The organism is Streptomyces olivoverticillatus, from assembly GCF_014203555.1.
GTDB lineage: Bacteria > Actinomycetota > Actinomycetes > Streptomycetales > Streptomycetaceae > Streptomyces > Streptomyces olivoverticillatus.
Genome location: NZ_JACHJH010000001.1, coordinates 724,856 through 743,292, shown reverse-complemented (window position 1 = coordinate 743,292; position 18,437 = coordinate 724,856). Strand labels below are relative to the sequence as shown.

The following is an 18,437-nucleotide window of genomic DNA, read 5'->3' as shown; positions in this document are numbered from 1 at the left end:
CTCCTCATGACCTTCGCCCCGCTCACCCGCACCCTCGGCGACCGGCCCGTGGGCCCCGGCCACCCCGTCTACGTCACCGGCGAGATCGGCATCAACCACAACGGCGACCTCGCGGGCGCCCTCGCGCTCATCGACGCGGCCGCCGACGCCGGCTGCGACGCGGTGAAGTTCCAGAAGCGCACCCCCGAGGTCTGCACCCCCCGCGACCAGTGGGACGTCGAGCGCGACACGCCGTGGGGCCGGATGACCTACATCGACTACCGCCACCGGGTGGAATTCGGCGAGGACGAGTACCGGGCCGTCGACGAGCACTGCGCCAAGCGCGGCATCGCCTGGTTCGCCTCGCCCTGGGACACCGAATCCGTCGCCTTCCTGGAGAAGTTCGACGTCCCGGCCCACAAGGTCGCCTCGGCCTCCCTCACCGACGACGAACTCCTGCGCACCCTGCGCGCCACCGGACGCACCGTGATCCTCTCCACCGGGATGTCCACCCCGAAGCAGATCCGGCACGCCGTCGAGGTGCTCGGCAGCGACAACATCCTGCTCTGCCACGCCACCTCGACCTACCCGGCCAGGGCCGCCGAGCTCAACCTCAAGGTCATCCACACCCTCCGGGCCGAATACCCCAACGTGCCCATCGGCTACTCCGGGCACGAGACGGGCCTGCAGACCACCCTGGCCGCGGTCGCGCTCGGCGCCTGCTTCGTCGAGCGCCACATCACCCTCGACCGCGCCATGTGGGGCTCCGACCAGGCCGCCTCCGTCGAACCCGGCGGCCTGCAGCGGCTGGTGCGCGACATCCGCGTGGTCGAGGAGTCCCTGGGCGACGGGGTGAAGAAGGTGTACGAGAGCGAGCTGGGACCCATGCGCAAGCTGCGCCGCGTGCCGGGCGTGGTGGCGGAGGCGGACGCGAACGCCGAGGGTCCGCAGTCCGGCGACCGCGAACCCGTCGCGGTCTGAGGGCCCCGGGCACCCCGGTGACCTCACCCGAGGGGCCGCCCGGCGGCCCGCCCCTGGAGGCGGCGGCCACTCCCGTCCGCCGGCTCCGGGGGCCCAAGGCCCCGACGGCCGACACCCTGGCCTTCGTCGAGAGCCCGGTGCAGCTGCTGAACGTCCTCGAATGGGCCCACCACACCGCCCATCGCCCCCCGCATCACCCTGCGCACCACCCGCCGGAGGAGCCCCGCCCCTTGCGTGACGGCGTGCCCCGCCAGCCCACCCACCGCGACATCACACCGCTCGCCACCGATCTGCTCGTCGTCGTCCTCGCCCCCCACGACCCGATGACCCGCGGACAGCTGCGGCGCATGGCCGAACTGGCCCGCGACCAGGGGCACCGGGTGCGCTGGCAGGAGGCCCGCGGCGGCCCGGGGGCGCCCGTGGGCACCATCGGCTCGCTCGCCCGGCCGCTGCGCCGGGCGCGACGCATCGTCATCGGGGACCCGTTCTCGCGGTACGTACAGCTGCTGCTGACCATCACCCGGGCGCGGGAGCTCGTCGTGGTGGACGACGGAACGGCCACCATGGAGTTCGTCTCCCAACTCGCCCGGGGGGAACGGCTGGTGCGCTGGCACCGGCACGGCGGGGGAGGGGCGTGCGATCTGCTCTTCGCGCCGGTGTCTGCTTCAACGCGCCGGATGCTCACCCCGAACAACCGGCGCAGCGTTCAGGTCTTCACCGCAATGCCCGTCGAAGCGCCCCCTGGCGTCACCGTCACCCCCAACGACTTCGCCTGGACCCGCGCCACCTACGGCCCGCCCCGGCTCACCCGCGGCACCGACCTCGTCGGCACCTCGCTGGTGGAGACCGGAGTCGTCGACCCCGAGCGCTACCTGGACGCCGTCGCCGCCCTGGCCGACGCCCACGGCGCCACCCGCTACTTCGCCCACCGCCGCGAACACACCGACAAGCTGCGCCGCATATCCACCGAGCTGGGCCTGGAGGTCGTACGCCCCGAACTGCCGCTGGAGCTCGTCGCCCGGCGCGGCCCCATCGGGCGCACCGTCCTCAGCTTCCCCTCCACCGTCGTGCACACCCTGCCGCTGGCCCTCGCGGGCACCGGAGTGGGCGTCGCCGTCTGCGACATCGACCCCGCCTGGCTCACCGAGAACGCCTCACCGCGCGCCGAGGGCTTCCTCTCCGGCGTGACCGGCACCGCGCGCGGCGTGCAGCGGCTGCCGCACGCCCCCCTCCCCGCGCCATAACCCGGAGCAACAGAGGTCGAAAACGGTCGCGGTTCGGAGCCTTCCGCAAAGGTACGCCGTAAATAGGGGTCATACCCCTTCGCCAACCCATCCATGCTGATGAACTTTTCTTGATCGAGCGGCAGTTGCCCCATTCGGGGCTCTACCCTTCGCAGGGTGAATCATCTGATGCCCTGCGAAGCCGAGCCCGACACCGTCGATGGTGTACTGCCCGGTGTGCTCCCGTCCGGGCTGCGCACCGAACTCATCGCCTTCCGGCGGGACTTGCACATGCACCCCGAGCTGGGGAACCGCGAGTTCCGTACGACCGCGGCGGTCCGGGCGAGGCTGGAGAAAGCCGGGCTCAGACCGCGCACCCTCACCACCGGCACCGGCCTCATCTGCGACATCGGCCGTGACGCCGCGTACGGCTCCGCGGGCCGCCGCCCGGTGCTCGCCCTGCGCGCCGACCTCGATGCGCTGCCCATCCCGGACACCAAGTCCGTCCCCTACCGCTCGACGGTCCCCAAGATGGCCCACGCCTGCGGCCACGACGTGCACACCACCGTCGTGCTCGGCGCCGGGCTGGTGCTCGCGGGCCTCGCCGAGCAGGGGCTGCTGCCCACCCCCGTCCGGCTGATCTTCCAGCCCGCCGAGGAGGTGCTGCCCGGCGGCGCCCTGGACGCCATCGAGTGCGGCGTGCTGGACGGGGTGGGCCGGATCCTCGCGCTGCACTGCGACCCCAAGGTCGAGGTCGGCCGCGTGGGACTGCGGGTCGGGCCGATCACCTCCGCCTGCGACCGGCTGGAGGTCAGCCTCGCGGGCGCCGGCGGCCACACCGCCCGCCCCCACCTGACCACCGACCTGGTGACCGCCGCCGCCAAGATCGCCACCGAGGTCCCCGCGCTGCTCTCCCGGCGCGTCGACACCCGCTCCGGCCTCGCCGTCACCTGGGGCCGCATCGAGGCCGGCCACGCCTGCAACGTGATCCCGCAGCACGCCGAGCTCTCCGGCACCGTCCGCTGCCTGGACCGGCACATCTGGCGGGAAGCTCCCGACCTGGTGCACGCCGCCGTCGACGAGATCGCCACCCTGCACCGGGCCAAGTCGGAGATCAACTACATCCGCGGCGTCCCGCCCGTGGTCAACGACCCGGAGTCCACCGCGCTGCTGCGCCGCGCCATGACGGCCCGCCTCGGGCGCTACGCGGTGGAGGACACCGAGCAGAGTCTGGGGGGCGAGGACTTCTCCTGGTACCTGGAGCACGTCCCGGGTGCCATGGCCCGGCTCGGAGTGCGCCCCGTAGGCGACAACACCCCCCGTGACCTGCATTGCGGTGATTTCGACGTGGATGAGGACGCCATTGCGGTGGGGGTGGAGCTCTTCACCGCCGCGGCTTTGCTCGACGGCAACCGAATGTAGGCAATCCGGTCGAGACTGGTTCGCGACGATCCGATAACGGCTTGCGAGCACCCCTTTTATCTGCATCTACGCGCGTTACGATGCCCGCGAACCAGCGCCAATGGAGGCGCTTCGAGTGAAGGGGCCCTCGTGCGCCGGGTATCCACAATCACTGTCGCGGGTGTGACCACCGCGGCTCTCGCATTCACCCTCACCGCTTGTGGTGAGTCCTCCACCGAGTCCGGCGGCGGCAAGAGCAAGGGTGTCGGCCTTGCTTTCGACGTCGGCGGCCGTGATGACCACTCCTTCAACGAGTCCGCCGCCCGCGGCGTGGACAAGGCCAAGAAGGAGCTCGGTGTCGACAACCGCCTCATGACCGCCAAGAACGGCGAGACCGAGGCCGACCGCGAGCAGCGGCTGAACTCCCTGGCCGAGGCGGGTTACAACCCGGTCATCGGCGTGGGCTTCAACTACTCCAAGTCGATCGAGAAGGTCGCGAAGGACTTCCCGAAGACCACCTTCGGCATCGTCGACTCCGTTGCCCCCGGCAACAACATCGACAGCATCACCTTCGGTGAGCACGAGGGCTCCTACCTCGCGGGTGTCGCGGCGGCGCTGAAGTCGAAGAACCACAAGGTCGGCTTCATCGGCGGTGTGAACAACGCGCTGATCCAGAAGTTCCAGGCGGGCTTCGAGCAGGGTGCGAAGGACACGGACTCCAATGTCCAGGTCACCTCGCAGTACCTGTACCCGAACAACGACAAGGGCTTCAACGACCCGGCGGCCGCCAAGGACAAGGCCAAGGGCATGCTCGACTCCGGCATCGACGTGATCTACACGGCGGCCGGCCTCTCCGGCAACGGCTCCATCGAGGCCATCGCCGGCCAGAAGGACGCCTGGGCGATCGGTGTCGACTCCGACCAGTACCAGCAGCCGGGCCTGGAGAAGTACAAGGACCACATCCTCACCTCCGTGGTGAAGAACGTGGACGTGGCGGTCTACGACCTCATCAAGAGCGTCAAGGACGGGAAGCCGCTCACGGGCGAGCACAAGTACCTGCTGAAGGACGGCGGCGTGTCGCTGGCGACCTCCGGCGGCTTCATCGACGACATCAAGGACAAGATCGAGGCCGCGAAGAAGAAGATCGTGGACGGCCAGGTCAAGGTCCACACCTCCCCGTGACACCGGGCCGGTCCTGACCGGTCCGCAGGAGACGGGCCCGGCGGCCTGGAGGACCCCCCTCCACCGCCGGGCCCGTACATACGAGCCAACGCTACGCGCGTAGCACGGCGTTGACGCGTGTAGCGTCGCCCCCGCCCAGCCGTACCCGGCCGACCCCCGCATGGCCGAACCCCGGCTTCCCCGCTCCCTTCCCCGAGGAGAGTGCGCCATCAAAGCGTCCACCAAAGAGCCCGGCACTGCCGCCCCCGCGGTAGAGCTCGCGGGCATCACCAAGCGGTTCCCCGGCGTCGTGGCCAACCACGACATCCACCTGACCGTCCACCGCGGCACCGTCCACGCCCTGTGCGGCGAGAACGGCGCCGGCAAGTCGACCCTGATGAAGATCCTCTACGGCATGCAGAAGCCGGACGAGGGCACCATCACGCTCGACGGCGAGCAGGTCACCCTGCACACCCCCGCCGACGCCATCGGGCGCGGCATCGGCATGGTGCACCAGCACTTCATGCTCGCCGACAACCTCACCGTCCTTGAGAACGTCGTCCTCGGCGCCGAGAAGCTCCACGGCATCGGCAACAAGGCCCGCGCGAAGATCAAGGAGATCTCCGACGCCTACGGCCTGGGTGTGCGCCCGGACGTCCTCGTCGAGGACCTCGGCGTCGCCGACCGCCAGCGCGTGGAGATCCTCAAGGTCCTCTACCGCGGTGCCCGCACGCTGATCCTCGACGAGCCGACCGCCGTGCTGGTCCCGCAGGAGGTCGACGCGCTCTTCGACAACCTGCGCGAGCTCAAGGCCGAGGGTCTGACGGTCATCTTCATCTCGCACAAGCTGGGCGAGGTACTCTCCGTCGCCGACGACATCACCGTCATCCGGCGCGGCACCACCGTGGGCACCGCGGTCCCCAGCGAGACCACGCCCAAGCAGCTCGCCGAGCTGATGGTCGGCGAGGAACTGCCCTCGCCGGAGACCCGCGAGTCCACGGTCACCGACGTCCCGATGCTGACCGTCGACGGTCTGCACCTGTCGGCCACCGACTCCGACGGCGTCGTCCGCGCCGTCCTCGACGGCATCGGCTTCACCATCCACAAGGGCGAGGTCCTGGGCCTCGCGGGTGTGGAGGGCAACGGCCAGGCCGAGCTCGTCGAGGCCATCATGGGCATGCGCACCCCCGACGCGGGCACCGTCACCCTCGACGACGCCGACATCACCAAGGCCCCCACGCGCAAGCGGCGCGAGGACGGCATCGGCTACATCCCCGAGGACCGTCACCGCCACGGCCTGCTCCTCGAGGCCCCGCTGTGGGAGAACCGCATCCTCGGTCACGTCACCGAGCGGCCCAACAGCAAGCGCGGCCTGCTGGACAGCAAGGCCGCCCGCCAGGACACCGAGCGGATCGTGCGCGAGTACGACGTCCGTACGCCCGGCATCGAGGTCACCGCGGCCTCGCTCTCCGGTGGCAACCAGCAGAAGCTGATCGTCGGCCGCGAGATGAGCCACCAGCCCAAGCTCCTCATCGCCGCGCACCCCACCCGGGGCGTGGACGTCGGCGCCCAGGCGCAGATCTGGGACCAGATCCGCGAGGCGCGCCGCGAGGGCCTGGCGGTGCTGCTGATCTCGGCAGACCTGGACGAGCTCATCGGGCTCTCCGACACCCTGCGGGTGATGTTCCGCGGCCGTCTGGTCGCCGACGCGGACCCCGCCACCATCACCCCGGAGGAGTTGGGCTCGGCCATGACCGGTGCCGCATCCGGCCACCTCGAGCACACCGAGGAGCCGACCGAGGACAGCAACGAGCGGGAAGGCGGTGACTCCGAGTGAAGCGGCTCGACAAGAACAAGCTGATCCTGGGCTTCGCCGCGCCGGTCCTCGCGATCGTCGCCGCCCTGGCGATCACCTCGATCATCATCGCGGCCACCGGCAAGGACCCGTTCCACGCCTACCAGGTCATGGTCGACTTCGGCTCGAAGAGCGACAGCCAGATCTGGATCGTCAACAAGGCGACGCCGTACTACCTGTCCGCGCTGGCGGTGGCCATCGGCTTCCGGATGAACCTGTTCAACATCGGCGTCGACGGCCAGTACCGCATCGCGGCCTTCTTCGCCGCCGTGGTCGGCGGGAAGCTCGCCTTCCCGGGCATCGTCCAGATCCCGGTGATCATCATCGTCGCGATGCTGGTCGGCGCGATGTGGGCCGGCCTCGCCGGCCTGCTGAAGGTCACCCGCGGCGTCAACGAGGTGATCAGCACCATCATGCTGAACGCCATCGGCGCCTCGGTGATCGGCTACTTCCTGCAGGACGGGCGGCTGGCGGTGAAGGAGGGCAACCTCATCCACACGCCCTACCTGCCCGACAGCGCGCACTTCTTCGAGATCCCGACCCAGCCCAAGCCGGTCTACGGCTTCGTGGTGGTCGCGGCCCTCGCGGGCGTCGCCTACTGGTTCGTCCTCAACCGGACCCGCTTCGGCTTCGACCTGCGCACCGTCGGTCGCTCCGAGTCCGCCGCGCAGGCCTCCGGCGTCAGCGTCAAGCGCATGGTGATCACCTCCATGCTGCTCTCGGGCGCCATCGCCGGCCTCGTCGGCATGCCGACCCTGCTCGGCGTCTCGTACAACTACGGCACCGACTTCCCCACCGGCATCGGATTCACCGGCATCGCCATCGCGCTGCTCGGCCGCAACAACCCCGTCGGCATGGCGCTCGCCGCCCTGCTCTGGGGCTTCCTGGAGCGCACCGGCACCCAGCTCGAGTTCGAGGGCTACGCCCAGGAGATCGTCGGCGTGATCCAGGGCGTCATCGTCCTGTGCGTCGTCATCGCCTACGAGATCGTCCGGCGCTACGGACTCAAGGCCCAGCAGCGCAAGGTCGGCGAGGAACTCGCCGCCCAGGCCGGCAACAGCGACAAGGCGGAGGTATCCGCGTGAGTACGACCTTCACCTCCGCCATCGCCGAGAAGCTGAGCGGAAAGAACAAGGGGGAGCGCCGCAAGCTCTCCACCCCCGTGGTGCTGCTGATCGTCGCCGGCGCGATGATCGTGCTGGCCGCCCTGCGGCAGATCACCGGCGCGGTCGACCTGACCTCTTCCGGCCAGTTCTCCGGCGCCCTTGCCGCCGCCGTGCCCATCGGCCTCGCCGGTCTCGGCGGCCTGTGGGCCGAGCGCGCCGGCATCGTCAACATCGGCCTCGAAGGCATGATGATGCTCGGCACCTTCTGTGCCGGCTGGATGGGCTGGCAGCACGGCCCGTGGATCGCCGCCCTCGCGGGCGTCGTCGGCGGCGCCGTCGGCGGCCTCCTGCACGCGATCGCCACCGTCACCTTCAACGTGGACCACATCATCTCCGGTGTGGCCATCAACATCCTGGCCCTGGGCGTCACCCAGTACCTGGCCAAGCTGTGGTTCGGTGCCGAGGGCAGCGCGGCCCAGCAGGCGGGCGGCAACGACAAGCAGTCGCCCGTCATGGCCAACATGCCGAACTTCTCCATCCCGGGGCTGTCCGACTGGCTGCACTCCATCGAGAAGCACCACTGGTTCCTCGTCTCCGACGTGGCGGGTGTCCTCGGCGGCCTGGTCACCGACGTCTCCTGGCTGACGATCGTCTCGGCGGCCCTGTTCGTCGGCACGTTCTACGTGCTCTGGCGCACGGCCTTCGGCCTGCGGCTGCGCTCCTGCGGTGAGAGCCCGGTGGCGGCCGAGTCCCTCGGCGTCAACGTCTACAAGTACAAGTACTGGGCCGTGATCGTCTCCGGCGGCCTCGCGGGCCTCGGCGGCGCGTTCCTGGCCATCGGCACGCACATGTACTCCGACGGTCAGACCGGCGGGCGCGGCTACATCGGTCTCGCCACGATGATCTTCGGTAACTGGCGTCCGGGCGGCGTCGCCATGGGCGCGGGCCTGTTCGGCTTCATGGACAGCCTCCAGCTGCGCTCCGGCGGCCCGACCGTCCACGCGCTGCTGCTGCTCGTCGCGGTGCTGGCGGCCGGCCTGGCGCTGTGGCGCTTCAAGCAGGGCAAGAAGAAGCCCGCGATCATCAGCGGCTCCTTCGCCCTGGCGCTCGTCCTCTGGTACGCGCTCACCAAGACCGTGCCGCTGGAGTTCGTCGACGCCACCCCGTACGTCGCGACGCTGCTCGTCCTCTCGCTCTCCGCGCAGCGGCTGCGGATGCCCAAGGCCGACGGCAAGCCGTACCGGAAGGGTCAGGGCAAGTGACCTCTCCCATCGACTGGGAGGAGCTGCGTGGGCAGGCCCGGGACGCGATGTCCCGGGCCTACGCCCCGTACTCCGACTTCCCCGTGGGCGCCGCGGCGTTCGTCGACGACGGCCGCATCGTCACCGGCTGCAACGTGGAGAACGCCGCCTACGGGGTCGCCCTGTGCGCCGAGTGCGGCATGGTCTCCTCGCTCGTCGCCACCGGCGGCGGCAAGCTGACCGCCTTCACCTGCTGCGACCGGCACGGCAACGTGCTGATGCCGTGCGGCCGCTGCCGCCAGCTGCTGTGGGAGCACGGCGGTCCGGAGCTGGCCGTGGACACGACCAAGGGCATCCGCCCGCTGGCCGAACTGCTGCCTGACGCGTTTGGGCCCGCCGACCTGAATCGTTGAAGATGTTCCCAAGCGCCGGACGGGCTGATGTTCAGCCCGTCCGGGTCACTTTCCGGCCCCGGGAAGACCTGAGGACTACGAACCTAAGGAAAATGTGCTGATGGACGCCATTTCCGTTATCCGCGCCAAGCGCGACCGCGGCCGTCTGACCGACGAGCAGATCGACTGGGTCATCGACGCCTACACGCGCGGCGTCGTCGCCGACGAGCAGATGTCCGCGCTCGCGATGGCCATCCTGCTCAACGGCATGGACCGTGCCGAGATCGCCCGCTGGACGGCTGCGATGATCAAGTCCGGCGAGCGCATGGACTTCTCCTCGCTCCCGCTGCCCACGGCGGACAAGCACTCCACCGGCGGCGTCGGCGACAAGATCACGCTGCCGCTCGCCCCGCTGGTCGCCGCCTGCGGCGCGGCCGTCCCGCAGCTGTCGGGCCGGGGCCTCGGCCACACCGGCGGCACGCTGGACAAGCTGGAGTCCATCCCCGGCTGGCGCGCGCTGCTGTCGAACGACGAGATGATGCAGGTCCTGCGGGACGTCGGCTCCGTCATCTGCGCGGCGGGCGACGGCCTGGCCCCGGCGGACAAGAAGCTCTACGCGCTGCGCGACGTCACCGGCACGGTGGAGGCGATCCCGCTGATCGCTTCGTCCATCATGTCGAAGAAGATCGCGGAGGGCACGGGCTCGCTCGTCCTCGATGTGAAGGTCGGCTCCGGCGCCTTCATGAAGAACATCGCGGACGCGCGCGAGCTCGCCTCCACGATGGTCGGCCTCGGCACCGACCACGGCGTCAAGACCGTGGCGCTGCTGACCGACATGTCCACCCCGCTCGGCCTGACCGCGGGCAACGCGCTCGAGGTCCGCGAGTCGGTGGAGGTCCTCGCGGGCGGCGGCCCGGCGGACGTCGTCGAGCTGACCCTGGCCCTGGCCCGGGAGATGCTGGAGGCGGCCGGCGTGAAGGACGCCGACCCGGCCAAGGCCCTGGCCGACGGCTCGGCCATGGACCACTGGCGCCGCATGATCATCGCGCAGGGCGGCGACCCGGACGCGACGCTGCCGGTGGCCCGTGAGCAGCACGTGGTGACGGCGACGGAGTCCGGCGTCCTCACCAAGCTGGACGCGTACGCGGTGGGCGTCTCGGCCTGGCGCCTCGGCGCGGGCCGCGCCCGCAAGGAGGACCCGGTGCAGGCGGGTGCGGGCATCGAGATGCACGCCAAGCCGGGTGACTCCGTCGTGGCCGGTCAGCCGCTGATGACGCTGCACACGGACACGCCGGAGAAGTTCGACTACGCGCTGGCGGCCCTGGAGGGCGGCGTCGAGATCGCGGCGGCGGGCACGGAGTTCACGGCGAACCCGATCGTGCTGGACCGGATCGCGTAGGCGGCTGTCTTAGCTCTTTGCATGACGGAAGGGACCGGCGGAATTCCGCCGGTCCCTTCCGCCGTCCGGCGCCGAGGGCCGCGCGCCGCCGGGGAACTCAGGAGGACGGCGTCGGCCCCTCCATCTGGTCGCTGATCCACTGCATTGGGGCCTCCATGTTCGAGAGGTACGTGCCCCCGTTGTGGGTGCCGCCCGGTATCTCCCAGGTCTTGGTGTGGACGGGGCCCTTGCCGTACGTGGCCGTGAACTTCTTGACGTCCGCGATCATCTTCGCGTTCTCCTTCGTGCCGTACTGGAAGGCGATGTAGACGTCAGGCCCCTTGGTGGCCGCCAGCTGCTTGGCCAGGACCTCGGGGTTGTTCTGCTGTCGTATGCTCTCGTGGCCGCGCCACAGCGGGGAGTCGGGCACGATGTCCGGACCGTTGGCGATGGCGGTCTTGAACTTGTCCGGGTGCTTGAGCACGGACTTGAGGCTGGCGAAGCCGCCGGTGGAGGAGCCCATGTAGCTCCAGCCGTCACGGGACTTGATCGTCCGGAAATTGGCCTTCATCAGGTCCGGGACGTCCTCGGTCAGCCAGGTGCCCATCTTGGGCTGGTCGGGGATGTCGCTGGCGTCCCAGTAGATGCCGTGGTCGTCCGGGCCGGGGTTGAGGATCGGCATGGCCAGCAGGAAGGGCTTGCTCTTGCCCTCGCTGTACCACTTGGAGACGCTCTTCTCCAGCGAGAGCTTGTCCGGGCCGAACTCACCGATCGACCAGTAGTTGCCGTCGTTGCCGGGCCCGCCGGGCAGGGCGATCATGACGGGGAAGCCGCTGGAGGCGAACTTCGGGTCGTCGGTGTACTCCTTGGGCGCCCAGACCCACACCTTGCCCTTGAAGCCGGACTTCTTGCCGTCCAGGGTGACGACGCTGACGTGGGTGCCGTCGGGGAGCGTCTTGGCGTTCTTGAAGTCGGCCTGCGGGCCGGTGGGCATCAGCGTCTTGGAGTCGGCGTTCTTCCCGCCGCCCGCGCCCCCGCCCCCGCCGTAGCTGACGGGGTCGCCCTTGTCGGTGAACGGCGGGATCTCGTAGTAGCTCATCACCGGCCAGGCGATCAGGCCGAGGGTGGCGACGGACGCCACGGCGATGAGCAGCCGTTTGGCGCGGGAGGCGCGGCGTCGGCCTGCCGACTGGTAGCCCCCGGTGGGTGAGTTCGTGATCATGCTTTGCTCGCTCCGGCTGGTGCTGCCCCACATGGACAAGACGGTCAGTTCCGTCTTTGCGGATGAGCGAGCGAGTGCCCCGGGTTCCAGAAATGGACCGGAAGCGCGTGCTTGGCACAAAACCATCATAAAAATGGGCCGCCGGGCTCCCGGGCGGCCCGGCGCGGGGTCAGGCCGGGGAGAACTTGGCGACGTACACGTCAAACGGCTCGATCCCGACCTCGGCGCGCAGGATGTCCATCCGCTCCGGATCTTCACAGGGCCAGGGGAGGGGCGCGCCGTCGCGCACTCCGGCGATCTGGGTGCCGTAGATCTGCTTGCGGCCTTCGTTGACGAGCGTCCGGTCGCGCAGGAAGGCCAGCTCGCGGGGGCTCGCCGCCCCCGCCGCCACGGCCTGCTCCATCAGTCCCAGCGCGCGCCGCTGCACGTCGAGCTGCCGGTCGGCGTGCTGAGCGATCAGCCAGGCGCTGCGCGCGGCGTCCTCGCCGACCGTCTCCGCCGTCGGCCACCCGTACTCGTCCATGATCGCGCCGAGCCGGTCACCGTTGCGTGCGGTCAGCCGCCGCCAGGCCAACTGCCCGGCCGGGTCCTCGCTGTTGGCCTGAGCCGAGGCCTGGTGATCCGCCGCGGCCATGCGGATGAGTTCGGCCGCGAGGGCGGCGATGTCGTGAGTCACTCTTTTCTCCAGGTCGGAATGGTGATTCGTGCAGGTCGCCTGGAACTCTAAAGCGGCAAACCGGCACAAAGATCGTTCTGGGGAACGGTGACAGGTGGGGAGGGGAGCGGCGATAATGGATCTACAGGCGAGGGGATGTCGTGCGAAGCGGCAGCCCTGGTGGCCGTAGCGCCCCGTACTCCGTGAAGCGGCGCACCCCGCAGCACTTGCAGCGCGATTCGCCACGGGTGTGCGTCCAGCCCGAGCGGTGCGGGCAGTTGGGCACCAGACGCCCCGCGGCGTAGCGCGTCACCACGTCCTCCCGGGCATGAGGTGCGCGTCGCGGAAGTGGCTGCGGACGGCGATGGTGGCGTCCACGATGCGCTCGCTGTCGCCGTGGGTAACGGCTTCTCGCCGCGCCGCCTCCAGCTCGGTGCACTCCGTACACCCGACTGGCGAGCCGGACCGGACCCCGCCCGTATCGCATTCGGCCCGCGTCGCCAGCCGCAGGGCCTGCGGGGGCACCTCCCACTCGCGGCCCCCGCCGGGCTTCCGCACTTGCACGCGTGGGCCGAGGGTGCCCATGACTTGCGCGAGCGTCGCGCTGCGGGTGTCGATCACGTACGCGCCTTCGCGGTACGTCAGGGTGTCCGGGTGCGGTCTGGGCTGGTCGTGCTGCATGGCAATCCCTTCCGGGGTGGAGTTCTCACGGACTGTGTCCGGATCGTTCCGGTGCGGAGCTATGGTTCGGAAGGGGGTTTGGCTCTCCAACGCGGGCGTCAAGGAGAGGTGTTAGTCATGGCCAACGACATTCGATCTCCGGAGGGGGCGACCGTGCGGAAGGCCTACGGGGAGGAGCTGCGGATCCGGCGCGAAGCTGCAGGACACACCCAGCAGTCACTCGCAGACGCGATGTTTTGCTCGGCCTCGATGATCGCCCACTTCGAAGCCGGACGACGAAAACCATCCGTTGAGGACGCAAGTCGGTTGGACAAGGAGTTGGGTACGGACGGCTTCTTCGTCCGCTTCCTTCCGACGCTGGGCACGGCGCGGTTCGCTGTGCACTTCACGCATGTAGCGGAACTGCAGGAGCAGGCTTCCTGCATTCAGGAGTACGCAGCAGCCCTCGTGCCAGGTCTGCTGCAAGTCGAGCCGTACGCCCGTGCAATCTTCCGTTTTGCGCTGACCAACCCGACGGCAGCCGAAATTGACAACCGAGTTGTGCAGCGCCTAGCGAGGGCGCGCATTCTCGAAGGGCCGGACGGGCCGGTGATGTGGGTGCTTCTCGACGAGCATGCGCTGCGTAGGGTAGTCGGCGGACCAGGCGCCATGGCCGCACAACTGCGCCACGTCTCTCAGCTGGCTGACAGCGGTCGCATCCGACTGCACGTTCTCCCCTTCAGCGCTGGCGCACACGCGCTTTCCCCAGGGATGCTGTCCTTGCTGAAGTTCGACGATGCACCTCCGGTGGCATACCTTGAAGGGGTCAGAACAGGGCACATCCATGACGATCCGGCGAGGGTTGCCCAGTGCCAGACTGCTTGGGACCTCGCATTGGGTGACGCGTTGTCTGCTGAGGCGTCGCTGGCCCTGGTCACTTCCGTGGCAGAGGAGTACGAGCATGGGCTCTGAGCACCGCATATCGACGTGGCGCAAGTCGAGCTACAGCGGCGCCGGTGACGGGCAAGGCGGGGACAACTGCCTCGAAGTCAACGACACCCGACCGCACGTCGTCTACGTCCGTGACTCCAAGAACCCCCAGGGCCCCGCCCTGGCTCTCCCCGCACGGACGTGGGCAGCGTTCGTCGACAGCATGCGCTGAATGACGGCGCGACCGCCGCCCCACACGAGGCGGCGGTCGTGGAAAGGCGTGACCGTACGGTCAGGCGCGCACCGTGTACCAGGCCCCGAGGCCGCTGCAGCCGCCCGCGTTGTATGTGGTGCTGCGGTAGCCGGCCGGAATGGGCGAGCCGGGGCAGGTCCAGATGCCGTTCCGGACCAGCTGGTGGTACCAGGCGCCGATGCCGTTGCATCCGCTGCGGTTGTAGTTGGTGACGACGTAGCCGGGCACGATCGGCGAGCCGGAGCAGGTCCAGATGCCGTTCCGGACCAGCTGGTGGTACCAGGCGCCGATGCCGCTGCACCCGGTGCGGTTGTAGTTGCTGATGACGTAGCCGGACACGATCGGCGAGCCCGAGCAGGTCCAGATTCCGTCCCGCACGGGCTCCTGGTACCAGGCGCCCGCGCCGTTGCATCCGCTGCGGTTGTAGTTGGTGATGACGTACCCGGCCGGAACGGGCGCCCCGGAGCAGGACCATCCACCGGCCCTCGAGGCACTGCTGGTCGCAGCGGTGGCCGTGCCGGTGAAGGCGGCCGCGATCAGCGCAACTGCTCCCACGACGGCGGCGAACCTGCTTCGGACGGCCGCCCGCGTCGTACCGCTCCACAGTTGACGGAAATGTCTGTCCAATTCACACCAGCCCTATTCGACATGCTCATTTCACGACTGTCGATGGCCAAGGACAGCGGATGGTGGAATGGATGTCACCCCGTTCGACCGCGATGTGAGAAGCGCGTCACAGCCGGTAAACGCCAACCAGAGGGCTGAGGGGCTGGTATGAGTGTGCGTCAGGTGAGAGGCGGCCTCGGTACTCGTACCCGAGGGGCCCGTATGGCTCGTATGGGTGAACGAGTCCGGTGGACCGCTGTCGGTCCCGTTCGGCATGCTGGGATCGGTGATGCACCGATAAGGAGACCGCCGTGAGCGCACTCACCGTCGATCACTCGGAAGGCTACGGCCACGAGTGGGACGAGCTGGTCCGGATCTGGGAAGAGACGGACGCCCCCGAGGGCTGCAAGGTGGAGATCATCGAGGGGATCATCACCGTGTCACCAGCGCCTGCCAACAGGCACAACGTCATCGCGGGAAAGATCCAGCGCGCGCTGTACACCGTGATCCCCGAGGACTGGGGTGTCTATCAGGCGCTTGCGGTTTCCGTGCCTTCTCGGAGCGGCCTCTTCATCCCGGACCTTGTGGTCGCGCCGGAGAGTGAACTGATGGAGCTGTCCGAGTCGGAGCAATTCATTCCGGCGATCGCCTCCACGTTCATCGCAGAGATCACCCCGAAGTCGAGCCTCCGCCATGACCGGATCAGCAAGCCCGCGGCGTTCGCGCATGCCGGAGCGCCGCTCTATCTCCTGGTCGACAGCTGGGCGCAAGGCGGGCCGACCATCACCCTCTATGGCGAACCGAAAGATGACGTCTACCGAGTGTTGCAGGCAGGCAAGTTCGGGGACGAGGTCCACCTTCCTGCGCCGTTCGACGTAACCATCGACACCGGGGTGTTCCCCGTCGACTGACGCCGAACGGCAGAGCGGCAGCCCGGCAGGGCGTGACACGCCGCCGCCGGGCTCGCGGGTGTGCAGGGACGGGTCAGGCCAGAGCCGCCCTCACGAGCGCGGCAGTCCGGGCAACCACCGCGTTGTCCGTCGGTGCGGTCGCCGTAAGGCCGGTCGACAGGACGGCCAGCACGATCGGCCGTCGGTGCGGAGGCCACACGACGCCCACGTCGTTGGCCACCCCGTAATCCTTTCCGCCGCCCGTCTTGTCCGACAGGGTCCAGTCCGCGGGCAGGCCCTTGCGGAAACGTTCGCCGTTGGTCGTGTTGGCGACCAGCCAGGCCTTGAGCCGGTCGCGGTCCCGGCAGGTGAGTGCCGTGCCGAGGAGGAGCTTCCGGTAGGTCTCTCCGATGGCCCTCGGGCTGGTGGTGTCGGTCTCGCGGTCCGGCTCCGCCGAGTTCAGCTCGGGCTCCCACCGGTCGAGCCGGGTCGTGCCGTCCCCGATCGAGCGGCAGAAGTCCGTGATCGCCTCGGGGCCCTTGTCGCCCTTGAGCTCACGCAGCAGCAGGTTCGCGGCGGCATTGTCGCTCTGGCCGACGGTGGCAGCGCACAGTTCCTCGACGGTCATGCCGTTGGCGAGATTCTCGGGCTTCCCGGTGACCGGCGCATAGCCCGATTTCCTGACCTGCTCCTCCGTGTAGCGGAGGCGCTTGCCCAGGAGCTCACCGTCCTTGTCCCGGTGCAGGACCGCCGCGGCGGCGAGCGTCTTGAACACCGAGCACATGGGGAACAGCTCGTCCGCGCGATACTGCACGGTGCCGCCCGTGGCCGTGTTGTGGGCGAACACTCCGAGACGGACGGAATGGGCCTTCTCCAGCTCCTGCAACTGCCCGACGATCTCATCCTCGTTGGGAGTTGAAGCAAATGCTCTCCCACCCGTGGAAACGGCCGCAAGCGCTGTGCCGGCACCGACGCCCAGTATCGCGCGGCGGGACGGTCGCGTTCCTGTGATACCCAAGACTTCTGTCTCCTTCTCACTCCGGATGGGACGTCATTCATGACGCCCCATTTGAGTGAGACGGTTCCGTTTAAGCCCGAGCAAGCCGCATCAGCGGCGCCCCACCACCAGCCGCTGCTCCACCATCGCCCGCCGCGTCGCGTACAGGGTGATCGAGGCCGCCGCCACCATCGCCGCCAGGCCCAGGACCACCGTGCCGTCCCAGCCGAAGCCCCGGAAGGCCAGGGCGCCCAGGGTGCCGCCCACGGAGCTGCCCACGTAGTACGCCGTCTGGTAGAGGGCCGAGGCCTGGGCGCGGCCCGTCTTCGCCGTGCGGCTCACCGAGGACGACGCCACCGCGTGGCCCGCGAAGAAGCCCGCCGTGATCAGGACCAGACCCGACAGCACCGCGGCCAGCGACGAACCGACCGTCAGCAGCAGGCCGGTGCCCGTCGTGCCCACCGCCAGGTACAGCGCACCGCGGCGGCCCATGCGGGCCACGAGCTTGCCGGCCGCGGCCGAGGACGCCGTGCCGACCAGGTAGATCAGGAAGACCGAGCCGACGACGCCCTGGGGCAGCGAGAACGGCTCGTCCGCCAGGCGGTAGCCGACCACCGTGTACACCGCGCCGAAGACGGTCATGAAGAGCGCACCGATCGCGTACAGCCGCCGCAGCAGCGGATCGGAGAGGTGGCCGGCGACCGTACGGGCCAGGGCCCGCGGCGAGACCGCGGTGGGGGAGAAGTGGCGCGCCTTGGGGATCAGCAGGCGGAAAGCGGCCGCGCAGACGACCGCGAGGACGCCGACCGCGGCCAGACCGGCCCGCCAGCCCCACGCCTGCGCCACCCAGCCGGCCAGGATGCGGCCGGTCATGCCGCCGATGCTGTTGCCCGCCACGAACAGGCCGATCGCGCCGACCAGCGCCTTGGGCCGGACCTCTTCGGCCAGATACGCCATCGCCGACGCCGGCACCCCGGCCAGCGCGGCGCCCTGGACGGCGCGCAGTGCCGTCAGCCAGCCCAGGTCCGGAGCGAACGGCACCAGGAGGGCGATGAACGCGGCCACGCACAGCGACACGGTCATCGTCTGACGACGGCCGTAGCGCTCGGAGAGGGCGCTGAGCGGGACGACCGCGAGCGCGAGCCCGCCCGTCGCGGCGGAGACCGTCCAGCTCGCCTCGTCCGCCGCCACGCCCAGGCCCGCTGAGATCGCGGGAAGCAGGGCCTGCGTGGAGTAGAGGAGGGCGAACGTCGCGACACCCGCGGCGAAGAGCGCGAAGCTCATCCGGCGGTAGCCGGACCCGCCGGGCAGCAGCCGGGTGTCATCGGAGTCGGAGGAGGACTGAAGGGACGACGCGGTGAAGGCACCCGGGCGCTGAACGACGACGGATGCCCCGGTATCGGCGGGAGGCATGCCTCAAACGTATGGGCGATGCATTTGATGCGTCCAATGCACAGAATGGCGATAATCGATCCACTGTTGCATCAACACAGGTCAGGAAGGCCCT

The 18,437-nt window shown here is 69.4% G+C and carries 19 protein-coding genes; 12 read left to right on the top strand and 7 right to left on the bottom strand.

Translation table 11 applies throughout. The annotated features are described in order from the left end of the window. The first annotated feature begins 6 nt into the window (after positions 1–6). From FHS39_RS03450 to FHS39_RS03410, 9 genes are all read left to right on the top strand, one after another. Complete coding sequence (locus FHS39_RS03450) at positions 7–960, top strand: N-acetylneuraminate synthase family protein (protein WP_184346217.1); 954 nt, start codon at positions 7–9, stop codon at positions 958–960. A 53-nt stretch (positions 961–1,013) separates the two neighbouring features. Continuing rightward, complete coding sequence (locus FHS39_RS03445) at positions 1,014–2,204, top strand: hypothetical protein (protein ID WP_184346731.1); 1,191 nt, start codon at positions 1,014–1,016, stop codon at positions 2,202–2,204. 168 nt (positions 2,205–2,372) lie between these two features. Beyond that, complete coding sequence (locus tag FHS39_RS03440; protein WP_184346729.1) at positions 2,373–3,605, top strand: M20 family metallopeptidase; 1,233 nt, start codon at positions 2,373–2,375, stop codon at positions 3,603–3,605. Between the two features lie 129 nt (positions 3,606–3,734). Then, a complete protein-coding gene (locus FHS39_RS03435; protein ID WP_184346216.1) occupies positions 3,735–4,766 on the top strand; it encodes a BMP family ABC transporter substrate-binding protein in 1,032 nt (343 codons plus the stop codon). Positions 4,767–4,926: 160 nt separating this feature from the next. After that, positions 4,927–6,582 (top strand): ABC transporter ATP-binding protein, encoded by a 1,656-nt coding sequence (locus FHS39_RS03430; RefSeq protein ID WP_184346215.1) that lies wholly within the window; start codon positions 4,927–4,929, stop codon positions 6,580–6,582. Then, a complete protein-coding gene (locus tag FHS39_RS03425) occupies positions 6,579–7,685 on the top strand; it encodes an ABC transporter permease subunit (RefSeq protein WP_184346214.1) in 1,107 nt (368 codons plus the stop codon). The genes FHS39_RS03430 and FHS39_RS03425 overlap by 4 nt, the downstream gene beginning before the upstream one ends. Continuing rightward, positions 7,682–8,968 (top strand): ABC transporter permease subunit, encoded by a 1,287-nt coding sequence (locus FHS39_RS25240; RefSeq protein WP_184346213.1) that lies wholly within the window; start codon positions 7,682–7,684, stop codon positions 8,966–8,968. The genes FHS39_RS03425 and FHS39_RS25240 overlap by 4 nt, the downstream gene beginning before the upstream one ends. Further along, positions 8,965–9,360 carry a cytidine deaminase gene (locus tag FHS39_RS25235; protein WP_184346212.1) on the top strand — a complete coding sequence of 132 codons (396 nt, stop codon included), beginning with the start codon at positions 8,965–8,967 and terminating at the stop codon, positions 9,358–9,360. Before FHS39_RS25240 ends, FHS39_RS25235 begins: the two co-directional genes overlap by 4 nt. A 94-nt stretch (positions 9,361–9,454) precedes the next feature. Then, positions 9,455–10,738 carry a thymidine phosphorylase gene (locus FHS39_RS03410; RefSeq protein WP_184346211.1) on the top strand — a complete coding sequence of 428 codons (1,284 nt, stop codon included), beginning with the start codon at positions 9,455–9,457 and terminating at the stop codon, positions 10,736–10,738. Between the two features lie 97 nt (positions 10,739–10,835). Here the strand turns inward: FHS39_RS03410 and FHS39_RS03405 are convergent, their stop codons facing one another. The 4 genes from FHS39_RS03405 to FHS39_RS03395 all read right to left on the bottom strand — a co-directional run bounded on the left by FHS39_RS03405 (position 10,836) and on the right by FHS39_RS03395 (position 13,275). Further along, positions 10,836–11,939, bottom strand: coding sequence for an alpha/beta hydrolase (locus tag FHS39_RS03405; RefSeq protein WP_184346210.1), 1,104 nt, complete (start codon positions 11,937–11,939; stop codon positions 10,836–10,838). Between the two features lie 169 nt (positions 11,940–12,108). Next, positions 12,109–12,615 carry a DUF6624 domain-containing protein gene (locus FHS39_RS03400; RefSeq protein WP_184346209.1) on the bottom strand — a complete coding sequence of 169 codons (507 nt, stop codon included), beginning with the start codon at positions 12,613–12,615 and terminating at the stop codon, positions 12,109–12,111. A gap of 121 nt (positions 12,616–12,736) precedes the next feature. Further along, positions 12,737–12,880, bottom strand: a complete 144-nt coding sequence (locus tag FHS39_RS25935; RefSeq protein WP_425507734.1) for a DUF6255 family natural product biosynthesis protein — start codon at positions 12,878–12,880, stop codon at positions 12,737–12,739. A gap of 23 nt (positions 12,881–12,903) precedes the next feature. Continuing rightward, entirely contained in the window at positions 12,904–13,275 is a 372-nt protein-coding gene (locus FHS39_RS03395; RefSeq protein ID WP_184346794.1) for a hypothetical protein, read from the bottom strand. Between the two features lie 117 nt (positions 13,276–13,392). Here FHS39_RS03395 and FHS39_RS03390 point away from each other — a divergent pair, with 117 nt between their 5' ends. Both FHS39_RS03390 and FHS39_RS03385 read left to right on the top strand, forming a co-directional pair. After that, positions 13,393–14,226 carry a helix-turn-helix domain-containing protein gene (locus tag FHS39_RS03390; protein ID WP_184346208.1) on the top strand — a complete coding sequence of 278 codons (834 nt, stop codon included), beginning with the start codon at positions 13,393–13,395 and terminating at the stop codon, positions 14,224–14,226. After that, a complete protein-coding gene (locus FHS39_RS03385) occupies positions 14,216–14,416 on the top strand; it encodes a DUF397 domain-containing protein (protein WP_184346207.1) in 201 nt (66 codons plus the stop codon). Before FHS39_RS03390 ends, FHS39_RS03385 begins: the two co-directional genes overlap by 11 nt. 60 nt (positions 14,417–14,476) lie before the next feature. Here the strand turns inward: FHS39_RS03385 and FHS39_RS03380 are convergent, their stop codons facing one another. After that, positions 14,477–14,992: a hypothetical protein gene (locus tag FHS39_RS03380; protein ID WP_343069335.1), complete on the bottom strand. Its 516-nt coding sequence runs from the start codon at positions 14,990–14,992 to the stop codon at positions 14,477–14,479. A gap of 362 nt (positions 14,993–15,354) precedes the next feature. On the opposite strand from FHS39_RS03380, the gene FHS39_RS03375 reads away from it, so the two are divergent. Then, on the top strand, positions 15,355–15,954 hold the full coding sequence (locus tag FHS39_RS03375; protein ID WP_184346206.1) for a Uma2 family endonuclease: 600 nt from the start codon (positions 15,355–15,357) through the stop codon (positions 15,952–15,954). Positions 15,955–16,027: 73 nt separating this feature from the next. On the opposite strand, the gene bla is transcribed toward FHS39_RS03375, so the two are convergent. Next, a complete protein-coding gene (bla, locus tag FHS39_RS03370; protein ID WP_184346205.1) occupies positions 16,028–16,951 on the bottom strand; it encodes a class A beta-lactamase in 924 nt (307 codons plus the stop codon). A gap of 90 nt (positions 16,952–17,041) precedes the next feature. Beyond that, on the bottom strand, positions 17,042–18,343 hold the full coding sequence (locus FHS39_RS03365; protein WP_184346204.1) for an MFS transporter: 1,302 nt from the start codon (positions 18,341–18,343) through the stop codon (positions 17,042–17,044). Positions 18,344–18,437: the final 94 nt, after the last annotated feature.

Excerpts from the sequence above, each read along its gene's own strand:
- FHS39_RS03450 (WP_184346217.1), top strand. The coding sequence starts at position 7 with ATGACCTTCGCCCCGCTCACCCGCACCCTCGGCGACCGGCCCGTGGGC.
- FHS39_RS03440 (WP_184346729.1), top strand. The coding sequence starts at position 2,373 with ATGCCCTGCGAAGCCGAGCCCGACACCGTCGATGGTGTACTGCCCGGT.
- FHS39_RS03430 (WP_184346215.1), top strand. The coding sequence starts at position 4,927 with ATGGCCGAACCCCGGCTTCCCCGCTCCCTTCCCCGAGGAGAGTGCGCC.
- FHS39_RS03405 (WP_184346210.1), bottom strand. The coding sequence starts at position 11,939 with ATGATCACGAACTCACCCACCGGGGGCTACCAGTCGGCAGGCCGACGC.
- FHS39_RS03395 (WP_184346794.1), bottom strand. The coding sequence starts at position 13,275 with ATGCAGCACGACCAGCCCAGACCGCACCCGGACACCCTGACGTACCGC.
- FHS39_RS03390 (WP_184346208.1), top strand. The coding sequence starts at position 13,393 with ATGGCCAACGACATTCGATCTCCGGAGGGGGCGACCGTGCGGAAGGCC.
- FHS39_RS03385 (WP_184346207.1), top strand. The coding sequence starts at position 14,216 with ATGGGCTCTGAGCACCGCATATCGACGTGGCGCAAGTCGAGCTACAGC.
- FHS39_RS03365 (WP_184346204.1), bottom strand. The coding sequence starts at position 18,343 with ATGCCTCCCGCCGATACCGGGGCATCCGTCGTCGTTCAGCGCCCGGGT.